At 60.8% G+C, this 15,364-nt stretch carries 15 protein-coding genes; 10 read left to right on the forward strand and 5 right to left on the reverse strand.

Annotated features, from left to right (window positions below; translation table 11 throughout):
• Positions 1-4: 4 nt before the first annotated feature.
• Positions 5-886, reverse strand: coding sequence for an AraC family transcriptional regulator (locus J3P88_RS13450; protein ID WP_434575806.1), 882 nt, complete (start codon positions 884-886; stop codon positions 5-7).
• Between the two features lie 63 nt (positions 887-949).
• Entirely contained in the window at positions 950-1,894 is a 945-nt protein-coding gene (locus tag J3P88_RS13455; RefSeq protein WP_434575808.1) for a DMT family transporter, read from the reverse strand.
• 74 nt (positions 1,895-1,968) lie between these two features.
• Between J3P88_RS13455 and J3P88_RS13460 the strand changes: the two genes are divergently transcribed.
• Entirely contained in the window at positions 1,969-2,823 is an 855-nt protein-coding gene (locus tag J3P88_RS13460) for a LysR family transcriptional regulator (RefSeq protein ID WP_434575810.1), read from the forward strand.
• Positions 2,824-2,970: 147 nt separating this feature from the next.
• On the opposite strand, the gene J3P88_RS13465 is transcribed toward J3P88_RS13460, so the two are convergent.
• Positions 2,971-4,677, reverse strand: coding sequence for an amidase (locus J3P88_RS13465; RefSeq protein ID WP_434575812.1), 1,707 nt, complete (start codon positions 4,675-4,677; stop codon positions 2,971-2,973).
• A gap of 386 nt (positions 4,678-5,063) precedes the next feature.
• Here J3P88_RS13465 and J3P88_RS13470 point away from each other — a divergent pair, with 386 nt between their 5' ends.
• From J3P88_RS13470 to J3P88_RS13485, 4 genes are all read left to right on the forward strand, one after another.
• On the forward strand, positions 5,064-5,738 hold the full coding sequence (locus J3P88_RS13470) for a phosphoribosyltransferase (protein ID WP_434575813.1): 675 nt from the start codon (positions 5,064-5,066) through the stop codon (positions 5,736-5,738).
• A gap of 150 nt (positions 5,739-5,888) precedes the next feature.
• Positions 5,889-8,072 (forward strand): PAS domain-containing sensor histidine kinase, encoded by a 2,184-nt coding sequence (locus tag J3P88_RS13475; protein ID WP_434575815.1) that lies wholly within the window; start codon positions 5,889-5,891, stop codon positions 8,070-8,072.
• Complete coding sequence (locus J3P88_RS13480) at positions 8,069-8,470, forward strand: response regulator (RefSeq protein ID WP_434575817.1); 402 nt, start codon at positions 8,069-8,071, stop codon at positions 8,468-8,470. The genes J3P88_RS13475 and J3P88_RS13480 overlap by 4 nt, the downstream gene beginning before the upstream one ends.
• 391 nt (positions 8,471-8,861) lie before the next feature.
• Positions 8,862-9,305: an HIT family protein gene (locus J3P88_RS13485; RefSeq protein WP_250961399.1), complete on the forward strand. Its 444-nt coding sequence runs from the start codon at positions 8,862-8,864 to the stop codon at positions 9,303-9,305.
• 66 nt (positions 9,306-9,371) lie between these two features.
• Here the strand turns inward: J3P88_RS13485 and J3P88_RS13490 are convergent, their stop codons facing one another.
• Positions 9,372-9,866, reverse strand: a complete 495-nt coding sequence (locus J3P88_RS13490) for a MarR family winged helix-turn-helix transcriptional regulator (protein ID WP_434575819.1) — start codon at positions 9,864-9,866, stop codon at positions 9,372-9,374.
• Positions 9,867-9,916: 50 nt separating this feature from the next.
• On the opposite strand from J3P88_RS13490, the gene J3P88_RS13495 reads away from it, so the two are divergent.
• From J3P88_RS13495 to J3P88_RS13515, 5 genes are all read left to right on the forward strand, one after another.
• Positions 9,917-11,428, forward strand: coding sequence for an FAD-dependent oxidoreductase (locus J3P88_RS13495; protein ID WP_434575821.1), 1,512 nt, complete (start codon positions 9,917-9,919; stop codon positions 11,426-11,428).
• A 326-nt stretch (positions 11,429-11,754) separates the two neighbouring features.
• Positions 11,755-12,273, forward strand: a complete 519-nt coding sequence (locus J3P88_RS13500) for a hypothetical protein (protein WP_434575823.1) — start codon at positions 11,755-11,757, stop codon at positions 12,271-12,273.
• A gap of 448 nt (positions 12,274-12,721) precedes the next feature.
• Positions 12,722-13,063: a DUF6124 family protein gene (locus J3P88_RS13505; RefSeq protein ID WP_434575825.1), complete on the forward strand. Its 342-nt coding sequence runs from the start codon at positions 12,722-12,724 to the stop codon at positions 13,061-13,063.
• 156 nt (positions 13,064-13,219) lie between these two features.
• Positions 13,220-13,534, forward strand: a complete 315-nt coding sequence (locus tag J3P88_RS13510) for a hypothetical protein (RefSeq protein WP_434575827.1) — start codon at positions 13,220-13,222, stop codon at positions 13,532-13,534.
• 231 nt (positions 13,535-13,765) lie between these two features.
• Positions 13,766-14,236, forward strand: coding sequence for a hypothetical protein (locus J3P88_RS13515; RefSeq protein ID WP_434575829.1), 471 nt, complete (start codon positions 13,766-13,768; stop codon positions 14,234-14,236).
• Positions 14,237-14,344: 108 nt separating this feature from the next.
• On the opposite strand, the gene J3P88_RS13520 is transcribed toward J3P88_RS13515, so the two are convergent.
• A complete protein-coding gene (locus J3P88_RS13520; protein WP_434575831.1) occupies positions 14,345-15,241 on the reverse strand; it encodes a LysR family transcriptional regulator in 897 nt (298 codons plus the stop codon).
• Between the last annotated feature and the right edge of the window lie 123 nt (positions 15,242-15,364).

Raw genomic sequence — 15,364 nt, forward strand, 5'->3', positions numbered from 1 at the left:
ATGATCACCTGAGCGGCAGAAAGAGCTCGGTAACGGCTTCGTTCTCAGCAACGTCCGGAAAGAACGTAATGCGCTGGCAATAGAGCGGGAAATCTCCCGGCTCCTCACCGCTGGCCGGCAGCCAATCCCTGTACAGGTACAGCGCGGCAGGCTCAAGGTTATCGGCGCCACCTTCGACCCGCAGCACGGCGCAACGCCCGGCAGGGATACTGCCGGCCTTGATCGCTTCGCCGTTTGGCGTGATGGGTTGGTCCGTCCCTGCGCATAGATCCAATCGATAGTGTTGCGGTGCAGTCGCCCGCAGGTCGGTGTGGAAGACATTGAACGTCGGACTGATCGGCGGGATCAGGCCGACACTGCGTCGCCAGGCAATGAAGCGTTGGATCGTCGCACCGATCGTCGCGGGATCGCCTCGGTGTTCCATGATGGCGACGGGTGTCGCGGGAACACTCCGGATCCGTACATCGCTGGGTTGATAAGTCGTGGGCATGAAACGGTTCCTCGCGTTGTGCAATGGCGTGAAAGTAATGCCCCAATGCTGCCAGTCGGGCGATTTGCGGAAATTCGAGGGTTGTTGGCCCACGCGCTGTCGAAAGGCACGGGCAAAGGCATCAGGCGCACCGTAACCGGCACCCATGGCGATCTCTGTGATCGTTTCATGTTCGCGAAACGCCAGTTTGTAGGAGGCGCGTTTCATTCGAGCGAGTTGGACATAGCGGTGCAAGGGCAGGTTGAACGTCGCCATGAACTGCCGGTGGAAATGGTATTTCGAAAAGGCCGCGACGCTGCTCAATGTATCCAGGTCCAGGCAGTCATCCAGATGCAGGTCGATGTAATCGAGCACCTTCTGCATCCGGGATTGGTAGCGCTTTTGTGTGTCGGTCATGGTCTTTCCCTGTAGAGGACACCAGCATGAGGCCAACCAGCCCGATGCGCTCGACCGATCTTGCTATCTTGAGCTCGAAACCGCCTGCCGCGCTTCGGTACCCACGACCAGCCAGATGCCGACCCCGGACACGGCCATCCCCACCGCCATCTGCCAGGAAAGTGGTTCGTTGAACATCGCCCAGGCCCAGAGCATGGTAATGGGCGGGCTGAGGTACAGGACGCTGGCGACGCGGGTGGCTGTCGTGCGGCGCAGGCACAGCCAGTAGAGCCCGTAGCCGCCCATTGTCGAAATGCCCGCTGTCCACAAGACGCTCAGTGCAAAGCCGGTGCAGGGTAGCGGTGCCAGGCTGCCATGGACGCCTTCCACCAGGGCGAAGGCCAGGCCCGACATGCAACACTGCAGCCATAGGTTGGGCAGCAGGCCCAGCGATTGTTCGGCGGGCAGGTATTTCTGCCACAGGGTCGCGACGGCGAGCGAGAGCATGCCAAGCAGCGGCAGGCCATAGGCCCACAAGGGGGCGTTGCCCCACGCCAATGCGCCTTGGGTGACCAGCATGACGCCGACCAGGCCGATGAGCAGGCCCGCCCAGACCTGCCAGGCCAGCCGTTGTCGGAGTACGCCGGCGGCCAGCAGCGCCAGGCCCAGCGGCAGCAGGTCGGCGACCAGTGCGGCCAGGCCCGCCGGTACACCCAGGGCAATGCCTTGGGTGATACCGCCCAGGTAGCCCGCCATCGCCAAGAGGCCGATGCCGGCGTTTTTCAACAGCGCGACGGGTGAGGTTCGGCGTAGTTGCCCGGCGACGAAGGGCAGCAGGACGAGCGTGACCACGACGCACCGCCAGAACACCACCAGCAATGCCGGCGCGTAGTCGATGGAAAAGCGCGCGCCAATAAAGCCGGAGCTCCACGACACCAGCAAAGCCGCTTCGAGCAAGGGCAGTGGGATCAGCCAATGCCAGGCGGGCCGGGACCGGGACGTGCAGGTCATCGCTTTATTCGGGTTCATGACCACAGGCTACGGAACCCGGCTAATCTAATAAATCAAAATGAAATGCATTAGTCATTTACGAAGATTGAATCATGACGGCCATACTCGATATCGATTTGATACGTACTTTTCATGCGGTGGCGCGGATCGGGAAATTCAGTGGGGCGGCGGAACAACTGCACAAAAGCCCGGCGGCGGTCAGCGTGCATATCCAGCGGTTGGAGGCGGTGGCGGGCGGGCGGTTGCTCAACCGGGACAATCAATCGGTATCCCTCACCGCGTTGGGCAAGCGTTTGCTCCTGGCGACGACGGAGCTGCTCAATACCCACGACCGGGTGCTGGCCGACCTGCACGGCACCCGTCTGGCGGGACGCATCACGCTGGGGGTGCCGGATGAATATGCCGACCATGTCATCCGCGACATTCTCCCGACCTTCGCCACCGCATGGCCCAATGTCGTGTTGGAACTCAAGACCGCGCCAAGTTACGCGCTGCGTGACCAGGTGCAGCGCGGCAAGCTTCAGGCAGCGGTGGTTACCCAGCCGAAGGGCCAAGCGGACACAGAAACGCAAGTGCTGGTGTCCACCACGCCGGTCTGGGTCGGGCCAATCCACGGGACGGCGGCCTCGCTGGAGCCGTTGCCGCTGGCGGTGCATGCGGCGCAATGCCCTTATCGGCAAGCGATGATCGAAGCCCTCAGGCAAAGCGGGCGCAGGACGCGCATTGTCCTGGAAAGCCCCTCCAACCAGGCCGTCAAGGCCTGCGTGGAGGCTGGATTGGCGATCAGTCTGATCGACCGTGGGCGGGTGACGGATGCGATGCGGATCCTTGAAGGCCTGCCGGTGATCGAGGAGCATGAGGTGGTGTTTATGCGATCGCAGGCGGCACAGGGTGATGAGGCCGTGGGCCTGCTTGCTCGTGCCATGCAACAGTGTTTCCGGCTGTAGAACCGGTCTAGGGACTGCTGCGCAGTCCAGCGGGAGCAAGCTCCCTCGCCACGGTGTTGCGCCCGTACTCAAAAATGAAGTCGTACGCAGCTTTTGTGGCGAGGGCGCTTGCTCCCGCTGGGTTGCGCAGCAACCCCAATGACCGACTCAAGCCGACAGCGGCGGGGTCCGAGGCGGGACCAGGCGCTTGGAGCCGATCGACTCGAACGCCGATGCCAGTCGCAACAGTTTTGAATCATCATAGGCGCGCCCGGCAAATGTCAGCCCGACGGGCATGCCGATGTCCGCCATGACGCCCATCGGCACGGTGACCGTGGGCACGCCCAGGTGACGAATGGCGAGGTTGCCGTTGGCGACCCAGACCCCGTTGCTCCAGGCGATATCGGCAGAGGCCGGATTGATATCCGCGTCCGCCGGCCCGACATCGGCGACGGTCGGGAAGATCACCGCGTCCAGGCCCAGCCGTTCCATCCAGTCTTCCAGGTCGATCCGGCGTGTTTCTTCGAGCCCCCGCAACCCGTCGGGCAGTGTCGGGATCTGGTCCCAAGGCGTGATGCCGCGTTGGGCCATCTTCACGTACTCATCCATGCCGGCGGCCAGGTCGTCCTCGCGGTTGGGCAGGGTGCCCGGGTCGTGGGGGAAGATCTTCGGTCCGTCGACGTCGGCCAGGCGATTCAACTGTGGATCACCGTTGGCCCGCAGGAAATCATCGAATGCCCAGGCCGACAGGTCCCACAATTCATGGTGCAGGAATTCCTTGGAAACCAGGCCACGGGTGAACACCGTCGGCGTGCCGGGACGATCGCCCTCGCAATTGGATACCAGCGGGAAATCCACCTCGACCACCTCGGCGCCACAAGCCTCCAAGGCCTTGCGGGCTTGCTCCCAAAGGTCGATCACCGAGGCGCGAGTGATGATGCGCTGCCCCGTCGGGCCGCCAATGCCGGGGGCCTCGGCCGTGCCGGCTTCAGGGTCGGCATTGATGTACATCCGTGGCACGCCGAACCGAACGCCGGCCAGCGCTCCGGGTTTGCTGGCAAGGCTCGGATACGAAGCGGGACGAACCGAATCGACGCTCGGAATCGGCACCCAGGGCTGCAGGCGCCACAGGTCGCCACGGGTGTCCGGGTCCTCGGCCACCACCACGTCCAGCACTTCGAGCAGGTCGGCCATGGTCCTGGCGAAGGGCACCACGACGTCCATGGTCGGCGTCAACGGCCAGTTGCCCCGCACCGAAATCACCCCACGGGACGGCGTGTAGGCGCACAGGCCGTTGTTCGACGCCGGGCCGCGTCCGCTCGACCAGGTTTCTTCAGCCAGGCCGAATGCCGCGAAACTGGCGGCAGTTGCGGTGCCCGCACCGTTCGAGGAGCCGGAGGCAAAAGGCGCGGTGAGGTAGTCGCCGTTGTACGGGCTTTCCGCCCGGCCATACACCCCGCGCTGCATCCCGCCGTTGGCCATGGGCGGCATGTTGGTCTTGCCCAGGCAGATGGCCCCGGCGGCGCGCAGCCGTTCGATGGTGAACGCATCGCGATAAGCCACCAGGTCCTTGAACGCCGGGCTGCCGGACGCGGCGGTGAGGCCCTTGACCAGATAACTGTCCTTGGCCGTATAGGGAATGCCGTCGAGTGGACCGAGGGTCTGGCCGTTGGCCCGGCGGGCATCGGAGGCCTGCGCTTCCTTCAGCGCATCCGGGTTGCGCACCACCACCGTGTTGAGGGCGGTGGGCGTGTCGGGGCCGTCGTAGGCATCGATCCTGGCGAGGTAGGCCTGGACAAGCGCTACCGCCGTGGTCTGGCCCGATTCCAGCGCGGCGCGCAGTTGGGCAATGGAAACTTCGGTGATGTCGATCATGCAGTTACCGCCGCGGCAGAAGGATGACGGGGTGTGCGGTCCATTGACGTTGGGGCCTGGCACTTCAGGTCATCTCAAGGTGGATATTTATCGGGTTTTGACTACTGTACTACGGAAGATCGAACAAGGGCAGCCCAGGTTTGACGGGATTTTTCTCGGGCGTGCCAAAATTTCTCCTCCGTCAGACCTCGTTAAGAAACGGCTTCGGCAGGCGTAATGACTCGAGATTCCCAAGTCGCTGGCGCCGACGATGCGGTCACGCCCGCCGATTGGCGTGACGACGCAGGCAGTTTGGATCACTCAGCCGTTGCTGGACACCCCGTGCCGGGTATCCTGACAGGGTGACTGTGCGGACGACGTGTCTGTTTTTGCAAGGAGACCCGACTATGAATCCCCTGTCTTTTGCATCGCCTCCTTATGCTGATCGAGCCGCGGCCGGCCAGCGTTTGATGGAATCCTTGGCCCAGTATCGTGGACGGAGCAATGCGATCGTCCTGGCGTTGCCCCGGGGTGGCGTGCCCGTCGCCTGGGAGGTGGCCGACGCCCTGGGGCTGCCCCTCGACCTGATACTGGTGCGCAAGCTCGGTGTGCCGTCTCATCCGGAAGTGGCGATGGGCGCGATTGCCAGCGGCGCCATCCAGATTCGCAACGACGATGCGTTGCGTGCCCATCACGTCGACCAGGCTGCCTTCGATGCGGTGCTCCAGCGGGAAAGGCAGGAGCTGGCGCGCCGTGAAGCGCTTTATCGCGGCAGCCGCCCACCTGTCGACCTGAAACAGCAGGTGGTCCTGCTTGTGGATGATGGCCTGGCCACCGGTGCGTCAATGATGGCGGCGGTCCATGCGGTACGCCTGCAAAACCCTCTTGCCATCGTGGTTGCCGTTCCAGTGGCGCCGGTCGAAACCGCCGAAGCCTTGCGCAGTGAGGTCGATGAGTTTGTGTGTCCGTTGATGCCCGAGTGGATGCGCTCGGTCGGCGATTGGTACGAAGACTTCAGCCAGACCCCGGACGAAACAGTGGTCGCGCTATTGGACAGGGCCTGGAGCAGGCCTCGTTCATAACCGCTGCGCGAGCCTGTCGGTTATCGCCAGGGCTGACGTACGGCACAGGCGCCGCTGTCCTTGAAGAGTTTCCTGAACTCGCGCGCTCAATAGCGATCTAGAGTCCATTGAGACCCTGAGCGTTGCAGCCAGGGGGTTTGAGGATGACTGATGTCGAACATTGAAGAGCTCCCCTTGGAAGCCTGTACGCCAAGCGAATACGAAAGCCTGATCGCGATGGGGACGAATACGCTGGATGCCATTCCCGGTGCGGTGTACCTCTGCGATCGCCAGGGGTGGCTCGTGCGGTATAACAGCGAGGCGGCCGAGCTGTGGGGAAGGGCGCCGGCGCTTGGAGAGAACGGCGACCGCTTCTGCGGCGCCCATCGATTGTTCCTGGCCGACGGAACGCCGCTGGCATTCGAGCACAGTCCGACGGCCTCGGCGCTCGATACCGGCATTGCGCCGCGCAATCAGGAAGTGATCATCCAACGCCCGGATGGCTCGCGGTTCGTGGCGCTTATGAACATCCGCGCCCTCAGGGATCGGCGGGGCGTCATTCAAGGGGTGATCAATTGTTTCCAGGACGTTTCGGCGCACCACGCCATGGCCGAAGAGCTTCGGCGCAAAAGTGCCGACCTGGAAGACTTTTTTGAAAACAGCGCGGTGGGCCTGCATATCGTCAGTGGCGATGGCACCATCCTGCGCGCCAACAAGGCGGAGCTGGCGCTGCTGGGTTATTCGGCGCAAGAATACATCGGCCGCCACATCACCGAATTTCATGTCGACGAGCCGGTTATTGGCGACATTCTCACCAAGCTGGGCAGTGGCGATCGCCTGGAGAGCTATCCGGCGCGCCTGAGGGCCAAGGACGGCTCGATCAAGCATGTCACGATCACCTCGAACGGCCGGTTCGAGAACGGAAAACTCTTCAATACCCGCTGCTTCACCATCGACAGGAGCAGCGTCCATGCGGCCGAGGCGGCGCGCCAGGACAGCGATGACCGGCTTTCGGCGACCTACGAAGCGGCGACCATCGGCATTGCCGAGGCCGGCATCGACGGCCGCTTGCTCCGGGTGAACGATGCCCTGTGCAACATGCTGGGCCGGTCGCGGGACGAACTCCTGGCGATGACCTTCCTGGATTACACCCACCCGGACTGTATTACGCAGGATGCCGGGTTGTACGCCCGTCAAGTGGCCGGTGAATTGGATAATTACGTGCTGCGCAAGCGCGCGGTGAAGCCTGATGGCGAGGTGGTTTACCTCGACATCCACAGCTCATCGGTGAGAGACGCCAACGGTACGTTTCGGTATGGCGTGCGGGTGCTGCAGGACGTGACATTGGCGCGGCGCATGGAAAACCAGATCCGCGAAAGCGAACGGCACATGCGCAATCTCCTTGAAGCGTTGCCGGCCGCGGTGTACACCACCGACGCCGAGGGGCGTATCACGTTCTTCAACCGCGCCGCTATCGAGTTGTCGGGGCGCACGCCGCAATTGGGCGAGATGTGGTGTGTGACCTGGAAGCTGTTCAATACCGACGGAACCGCGCTGCCCCACGATCAATGCCCGATGGCGGTGGCGCTGAAGGAAAACCGGCCGATACGCGGCGTCGAGGCGATTGCGGAGCGGCCGGATGGCAGCCGTGTACCGTTCACGCCGTTTCCCACGCCTTTGCATGACGCCGATGGAAACCTGGTGGGCGCCATCAACATGCTGGTGGACATTTCCGAGCGAAAGCAGGCGGAAAACCGGCAGAAGACATTGATCGATGAGCTCAATCACCGGGTCAAGAACACCCTGGCCACGGTGCAATCCCTGGCGGCCCAGACCGCGCGCAATGCCGAGGATGCGAAGGACGGCTACCGGCGTTTCGAGGCAAGGCTGTTGGCCTTGTCGCGAGCACACGATCTCTTGACCAAACGGCATTGGGGCCAGACGCCGCTCGACACCCTGGCCCATGAAGTGCTGATGCCGGTCTTCGGGCATGAGCCTGGCCGTGTGGCGATCGAGGGGGCTGCCGTGGACGTCGGCACCCGCGTCGCGCTCAACCTGACGATGACCCTCAATGAATTGGCGATCAACGCGCTTAAATACGGGGCCATGTCGGTCGAGACGGGCACGCTCGCCGTCACCTGGCACTTGCAAGCCCAAGGGGACGGAACGCTGTTGACCCTTGACTGGCAAGAGCGAGGAGGGCCAGCGGTCGCCCCGCCGGAGCGGGAAGGGCTGGGTTCGCGCCTGATGAAGCGTTGCATCGAGCGCGACTTGGGTGGCACCTTTGAGCTCACCTTTGCTTCACAGGGCGTTTGCTGTCGCTTTTCGTTCCTGATTGGGGTGGCTGGGGCATGACCCCATTGGCTGGAAACAGGGTGCTGGTCGTCGAGGACGAAGGCGCCATTGCCCTATTGATCGAAGAGATGCTGGAGGAATTCGGATGCGAGGTCGTGGCGTCGGTCGCCCGGCTCGCTAAGGCCTGTGAAATCGCTCGCGCGGTGCAAGTTGACCTGGCGATCCTGGACGTCAACCTGGCTGGCGAGCGCGTGTTCCCGGTGGCCGAGATTCTTCGTGGTCGCCACATTCCCTTCCTGTTCAGCACCGGCTACGGCGCGAGCGGGCTGCCGGCCGAATACGCCGGGTGCCCGGTGCTGCACAAGCCGTTTTCGCAAAGCGAGTTGCAGCAGAAAATGGCCGTAACGCTGAAGGAGGCCCGCGCAGGCGGCGTTACATCCAGCATTGATGGCAACTGATCCACCGCTATCGCGAGCAGGCTCGCTCCCACAATGGATTTAGGGTGTGCCCACGATCTGAATCAAACCAGAACTCCCCTGTGGGAGCGGGCTTGCTCGCGAAAGCGGTAGTTCAGCCAACCACGATATCGACAAGTACGCCACCTTCGCGAGCAAGCCCGCTCCCACAGAGATTTGGGCCAGACACGACCTTTGCGGATCGCTCGAAAAACTGTGGGAGCGAGCCTGCTCGCGATGACGTTGGCACAGGCAATTCATCGCTGACTGACCCACCGCTATCGCCAGCAAGCCCAGCCCTCGGCTTTCAAGCAGACCTCTACGAGACGTCGCCGCTGGACTGTGCTAAATCTCTTACCGGCAACCCACCGCCCTAACCATTCAAGGAGTGAACATGAGTCTCCACGGTCATTACGATCCAAAGAACATCTTTGCGCTGATCCTTCGCGGCGATGCGCCGTGCTACAAGATTTACGAAGACGCCGATGTGCTGGCCTTCCTGGATCTCTTTCCGCAATCGCGCGGCCATGTCCTGGTCATTCCCAAGAATTCCCAGGCGCGCAACATCCTCGAAGTCGAGCCCACAGTCCTCGGCGCAATGATGTCGGCCGTGCAGCGCCTGACGCGGATCATCGTGGACGAGTTGCAGCCGGACGGCGTCCAGATCGCGCAGTTCAACGGCGCGGTGGCCGGGCAGACGGTCTACCACATTCACATGCACATCATCCCTCGCTGGGAAGGTGAAGACGCGGGTGTGCATGGCCGGGGCAAGGCCGATCCCGAGGAACTGGAAAAACTCCAGGCTCGCCTGGTCGCGCGCATTGGCTCAGAGGCCTGACGCTGAGAAAAATCCTCTCGGGGCACAGGGCGTGCCCCACGCATCAGAACGGGCGATCACCCTGCGTCACGCCTGCTCCTGCGCACCGGTCAGCGTGTCATCCTTGATGTCGTTGGCAAACTTGCACATGAGCCGTACCAGGTTCTCTACATCCGCTTCGTCCCACGTGGCGAAAATGGCTCGCCCGATCCGCGCACGTGCCTCGTCGATGCGATCAGTCATCGCCTTGCCTTTTGCGGTAATGACCGACTTGCGTACCCGACGGTCGGCGGTATTTTCCCGAGCGATCAACTCCAGGCTTTCGAGTTTCGTCACCTGCCGACTGACCGTGGTGTAGTCGCGCCCGACGCGATCGGCCAGTTCACCAACGCCGATAGGACCAAGCCGCTCCACGGAGACCAGCAACGGAAACAGCGCGCGATCCAGGGATATTCCGGCCGCCTGCACCATGGCTTCGTCCCGCTGAGGTCGGTTCATCACCCCGACGATCTCCATCAGGGCGCCGTGAAGCTCGCGCAATTGGGCATTAATATGTGCGTTCTGCACATTTTCGATTGACACTGTTCCGGCTCCGTCTAAATATGTGCTTTCTGCACATATGTGGGGTCGTCATGAAAGAGCAATTCGAAATCCAGGTATTGATTTGCGGCGCGGGCGCGGCCGGTCTGGCGATGGCTATCGAGTTGGCGAGAAGGGGAGTTCCCTTTCGCCTGATCGAAAAGGCAGGCCAGCCGTTCAACGGCTCGCGCGGCAAGGGCATACAGCCCAGGACCCAGGAAATATTCGAGGACATGGGGATCCTCGACCGAATCGTCGCAGTGGGTGGAGTCTACCCGACTGAACGTCGATATCGCGACGATGGCAGTTTCACCGACGCTGTCAGCATCGAGCAAAACGAGCCCACGCCAGCGGAACCTCATCAATCGCCGTTGATGGTGCCGCAATGGCTGACGGAACAGGTCATGCGCGAACGCCTGCTTGAACTGGGCCATCGGCCGGAGTTTGGTTGCGAACTGGTGGGGTTCGAGCAGGATGCCGAGGGCGTCAGCGTTCAGTTGGTCGGTAAGGCCGGCGAAGAAACGCTCCGGGTGCGCTGGCTTGTCGGGGCCGATGGCGGCCGCAGTTTTATCCGGCATGCGCTGGGTATCGGCTTCCCAGGCAAGACGCTGGGCATTCGCGCCATTGTGGCCGATGTCTCGGCTACGGGCCTGTCGCGGGACCGCTGGCATCGTTTTGGCGACGGCGACATGCAGCACCAGATATTCCTGTGCCCGTTGGCCGGGACCCAGCTCTTCCAGATCCAGGCGCCGATTGCCCCCGACGCGGACATTGGCCTGGATGCGCAAACATTGATGGACCTGGTAGCACAGCGCACGGGTCGCGAGGATATCCATATCCATTCGGTGTCCTGGGCATCGGCCTACACTATGAACGCGCGGTTGGCCGATCATTACCGCGTCGGTCGAACGTTTCTCATCGGCGATGCCGCACACATCCACCCACCCACGGGTGGCCAGGGTCTCAATACCAGCGTGCAGGATGCCTACAACCTGGGTTGGAAACTGGAGGCGGTCATCAACGGCGCGCCGGCGGCACTGCTCGACAGCTACGAGCAAGAACGCCGCCCGGTCGCTGCGACGATGCTGGGCCTTGCCACCAAGCTGCTGGACGCGCACCAGCGCGGCGACATGCGCCGTGGGCGCGAAGTGCACCAACTCGACATCGGCTATCGCGAATCCACGCTCGCCCTTGAACGATCCAACCGTACCAGCGGCCCATTGGCAGGCGATCGTGCGCCGGATGCACCGATGCGCGGGGCGGCCGGTAAACTGCAACGGCTGTTCGACCTGTTCCGGGGGGCGCACTGGACACTGCTCGGTTATGGCGCGGAACGCGATGCCGTAGCACCTCGCCCCGGGCTGCACATCCATGTCATCGGCCCAGGCGGTGATATCCAGGATGACCAAGGACATTTTCGTGACGCTTACCAACCTGCGATGGGCGATTGGGTTCTCGTCCGTCCCGACGGGTACATCAGTGCCTTCGTATCAGCCGGAGCGGGGGAGGCGCTGGAAGACTACCTCGCACGGGTAGGGCTGGACGCTGCAGAGTTGGAGGATTGATCAAGGGCTACGGCACGCCGCGTTAATCAATGGCCGTTCGGGCAGGCGCGCAGCGATACATTCAGCATCGATGCACGCAGGCCCACCGCCATCGCGAGCAGGGGATGTCGGGTTGATGGAAAATGGCGGCTGTCCCGGGTCCAAGTTTGGTAGCGAGCCTGCTCGCGATGGGGGCAATACATTCAACAACAATGCACACAGACCCACCGCTTTCGCGAACAAGGTTGTGCATCCCACCACAAACTCCACCAACAATTCCCTACCCAATCCCTTGCCAACCGCTACCATTGCACGCTGACCTCCCGACACCCCCGGACTCCACCTCCATGAAATTGCGCCTGCTGACCGCTGCCTTGTTTTTCACTTGTACCCTAGTTCACGCCGCTGAATCGAAACCTGTTCCCAAAGCCCTGGAAGAACAGATCGGCCGCCTGGTCGCGCTGATCAAGGACAGCTACGCCACCGGCTATCCCGAAGCGACACTGGTGCAGACCCTGGACACCGGCGAGGACAGCCAGGTCACCCTCGCGGTTTTCACCATCGAGGGTTTCGGCATGGGCAACAACTACAGCCAATACCTGGCCGCCTTCACGGCCGAAGAGAACGAAGAGGGCGTGCCGCACTACAGCCTGTTGGACGTGATGCGCATCGGTGGCGACAGCTGGCGGGCCATCGACAACCTCGATGCCAAGTTGGTCAGCGACCCGACGGGTGAACAGACCCTGATCGACATTCCCGTGATGGAGAATACCGACGAGGATGCGCCGAATTTCCCAAGCCGAGCCGCCGTGATTCACCTGTCCCTGGACGGGTCACAGGCCGTGCGATTGGTTGAGATCAAGTAAAGCGGTACGCCTGATCGGATTTATGCGATTGCGATAGGCGTTGTGATCTCTCTGGAAAGAGCGTTAGCGCTGGACAAGCGTTGCAACCTGTTTCGGTGGTGGAACGGTTAAACGAGTTTGTAGGAATCGACGGAGCGAATATTGCCCATTGACTTGCAGGACATTTCCTAGAAAATTCCAGTCCCTTGCGCCTGCTGAATTCGGTGCCTAGTCTTTGTCCACCGCTGCCAATTCAGCGGTCGGGTTTAGTCGCTCGGTATCTCGTTAGGCGCAAGGTCTCCTTGAAGTCAGGCTACGTTTTTCTCGCTGATTTTATGGTGGCTGTGCGCAGGGCACTTTCGGGTGCGCCGGTTTCCTAACGTCCCGGTCGACTAACCTGCGCACAGCCGCCACCCCACTTCGTTTAGTCGCGAACAGTGGCGGATCCGACTGACGTTAGGAGGTCCATATGGACAAACTCATCCCAGACCCACCCGTTCCACCGCTGCACCTGGACATCGCGGCCGACGCCAACGCCGAACGTGTCATCGATTCCTATCTGAACCCCAAACCCGCCCAGCCTGACAAGAAGCCACCTCCGGACCAGTTATTCACTGTCGTGGAGGGCGTCGATGTTGAAAGCCTGTTGGCCAATCTCAGCGAAACGTTAGCCTCCGCCAATGCCATGGCCAACGATTTGGCGTTTGACCTGAAGGATTCTCGACGGCATGTTGCACTAGGGCTGCAACAGTTGATTGAACTAGGTCAGCTATTGGCAAACCGGGCACTGGATGTCCTCGACCCTAGGTAAGCGTCCGGTGGAATAGACTCCATTTTTAGCAAGATGGATCGGGTCGGAAGCGAAGGGCAGCTTCCGACCCGAAGCTGCTTTTCAGCCCAAACGAAGAGCCGAAAAAGCCATAATGACCCAGGGTCTGATTTTTCTCGCTGGATGTCAGGAGTGCACATGGCTGAACGGTTTCGCATACGGTTGATGTTTGAGTGGGGCGGCGGTGCATTGTGGTGCGGGAATCAGGTCGCTTTAGCAAGATTCTCGGTGGGATCAATCGAAGAGAAACTGCCATTGAGCGCCACTACTCTCGAGAGGCTGAGTGTAATGACACGCTGGCACGACACCGCCTTGAACTGGGAGTATCCACCAGATCCAGGTCCTTGGAATGCGACCGAATATACGGAATTTGACGACGCTGCCGAGGCTCTGCTTGCGGTTATCCAAGAGGAGCTAGGTGTCGAGTTTGAAGTAGTCTATGAAAGGCTCTAGATGTTTATTCTCGGCACGCGCAAGGCTGGCCGAGTGTACGAGGCGTCTTCGTATGCTTCGCCCTCAACGAAATTTCTTGCGATCAGAGCGTGCGGATCCATGTTAAGCATTTCCATATCGGATAAGGTCGACAGCGTACCGAGGTGCCCGCTCTCGGACAATCTACAGCACAAGTTCCGCACCCTACACAGCGGAGCGGTTGGCTAGCCTTTCACCCATGGAGCCCAGGAAATGCAGGTTTTTGAAATTTTACCGCTCGAGGCTATTGGTCCTGTTCGTCTTGGCGCAGCACGCGCTACAGCGAGGCAAAAGATGGCTGCCATCGGATTCCCTCTCGAGCATTCCCAAGACCGCATCGATTATTTTTGCGAATCCTGCGTGCAGGTTTCCCACGGGCCGAACGATGAAGTCAGCTTCATTGGTGTCTGCGGAAACCCGAACGTCACGTTCATGTTCAAGGGAGTCGATGTCTTTGCGCACTCTGCCACACATGTGTTTTCAGTGATGGCTGCTTCGGACAATTCCGGCCAGCACGAATTCTCATCCTATGAATACCTGTTTCCAAACCAAATCCTGGCGCTATGGGATGCGGATGAACAATATGACCGTCAAGGAGGAGAAAGCCGTGAAGTCTGGGGTCAAGTCGGCATCGGAACCAGCGCTTACATGGCGGCCATTTGCGCCATCAAGACAGGCATGTGAATGGATCCCGATTGAATGAGAGATGGTTTACAGGGCCATCTTCGAGCAAAACGCGACCCGTTGGGAACGGCAGGTTTCGGCCAAGAGCGGACATTGATTCTCCTGTAGTTAGAGAGGCCCCCGTTGCCCAAACGACTCACGTGCGAACTCCAAGAAGCTGCGCAGCTTTGGGGTCATTCTTCGGTCAGGGGCGTAAAGCATATGCATTGAGGTGGTCGGCACTGGGTACTGCGGTAATAGACGCACCAACGTCCCATCACGCAATGCATCGCTAACCAGCTCTATCGGCTGTAGAACCACACCCAGACCCGCTACAGCTGCTGCCAGCAGGGGATCACCCTGATTAATCGTCAATTTGCTTGTAATTGGAACATCGATACGCCCCTCTTGGCTATCGAAGCTCCAGTGCGAACGACCGTCAGAATAGGTAAAACCCAGACACTCCTGCTGCTGTAGATCCCATGGATTCGTGATGGGAGGGCGACGTGCAAGGTAGGACGGTGCAGCGCACAAAACCATTTGATAGGGCTCTAGCGGCATCGCCTTCAGCCCACTGCTCACCAGCTCGCCGATGCGAAAGACCACGTCGTAACCATGATCGACGATATCGACCAGCTCGTTCGATAGAGTTAGGTCAATAGACACCTGTGGATATCGAACCATGTATTCCAGCAGGCGTGGCGAAAGCGCGCGAATTCCGAACGTGACCGGTGCGTTGATACGAAGGCGACCGACTGGTGTGCCACGAGTAAGGGCAGCCAGGCTTTCGGCAGACTGCATGTCTGCAAGGATTAGTTTCGCGCGCTGGTAAAACGTCCTGCCGAAGTCAGTAAGGCTTTGCCTGCGCGTAGTTCGTAGCAGAAGGGAGACACCGAGATGTTGTTCGAGCATTTTCACCTGCTTCCCTACCAACTGAGGGGACAAGTTCAGATCGTCCGCAGCGGCGCTGAATGAACCCAGCTCAACCGTTTTAACGAACGTAGCCATCTGCGTTAGGCGATCCATTATAAACACCATGTTTCTAGTAATGAGCCATCGTAGGCCTTTATCCCCTCCTTACCAATGTCTAAATTCTCGTCACCCTTGAGTGGCCGGAGAACATTCCGGATTTACATCGAGGCCCATTAA

The sequence above is a fragment of the Pseudomonas sp. Z3-6 genome, from assembly GCF_051131985.1.
In the GTDB taxonomy this organism is placed as follows: Bacteria; Pseudomonadota; Gammaproteobacteria; order Pseudomonadales; family Pseudomonadaceae; genus Aquipseudomonas; species Aquipseudomonas zanjanensis.

Coding starts and splice junctions, on each gene's coding strand:
- J3P88_RS13450 (WP_434575806.1), bottom strand. CDS start 886: ATGACCGACACACAAAAGCGCTACCAATCCCGGATGCAGAAGGTGCTC.
- J3P88_RS13455 (WP_434575808.1), bottom strand. CDS start 1,894: ATGAACCCGAATAAAGCGATGACCTGCACGTCCCGGTCCCGGCCCGCC.
- J3P88_RS13460 (WP_434575810.1), top strand. CDS start 1,969: ATGACGGCCATACTCGATATCGATTTGATACGTACTTTTCATGCGGTG.
- J3P88_RS13465 (WP_434575812.1), bottom strand. CDS start 4,677: ATGATCGACATCACCGAAGTTTCCATTGCCCAACTGCGCGCCGCGCTG.
- J3P88_RS13470 (WP_434575813.1), top strand. CDS start 5,064: ATGAATCCCCTGTCTTTTGCATCGCCTCCTTATGCTGATCGAGCCGCG.
- J3P88_RS13475 (WP_434575815.1), top strand. CDS start 5,889: ATGTCGAACATTGAAGAGCTCCCCTTGGAAGCCTGTACGCCAAGCGAA.
- J3P88_RS13480 (WP_434575817.1), top strand. CDS start 8,069: ATGACCCCATTGGCTGGAAACAGGGTGCTGGTCGTCGAGGACGAAGGC.
- J3P88_RS13485 (WP_250961399.1), top strand. CDS start 8,862: ATGAGTCTCCACGGTCATTACGATCCAAAGAACATCTTTGCGCTGATC.
- J3P88_RS13495 (WP_434575821.1), top strand. CDS start 9,917: ATGAAAGAGCAATTCGAAATCCAGGTATTGATTTGCGGCGCGGGCGCG.
- J3P88_RS13500 (WP_434575823.1), top strand. CDS start 11,755: ATGAAATTGCGCCTGCTGACCGCTGCCTTGTTTTTCACTTGTACCCTA.
- J3P88_RS13505 (WP_434575825.1), top strand. CDS start 12,722: ATGGACAAACTCATCCCAGACCCACCCGTTCCACCGCTGCACCTGGAC.
- J3P88_RS13510 (WP_434575827.1), top strand. CDS start 13,220: ATGGCTGAACGGTTTCGCATACGGTTGATGTTTGAGTGGGGCGGCGGT.
- J3P88_RS13515 (WP_434575829.1), top strand. CDS start 13,766: ATGCAGGTTTTTGAAATTTTACCGCTCGAGGCTATTGGTCCTGTTCGT.
- J3P88_RS13520 (WP_434575831.1), bottom strand. CDS start 15,241: ATGGATCGCCTAACGCAGATGGCTACGTTCGTTAAAACGGTTGAGCTG.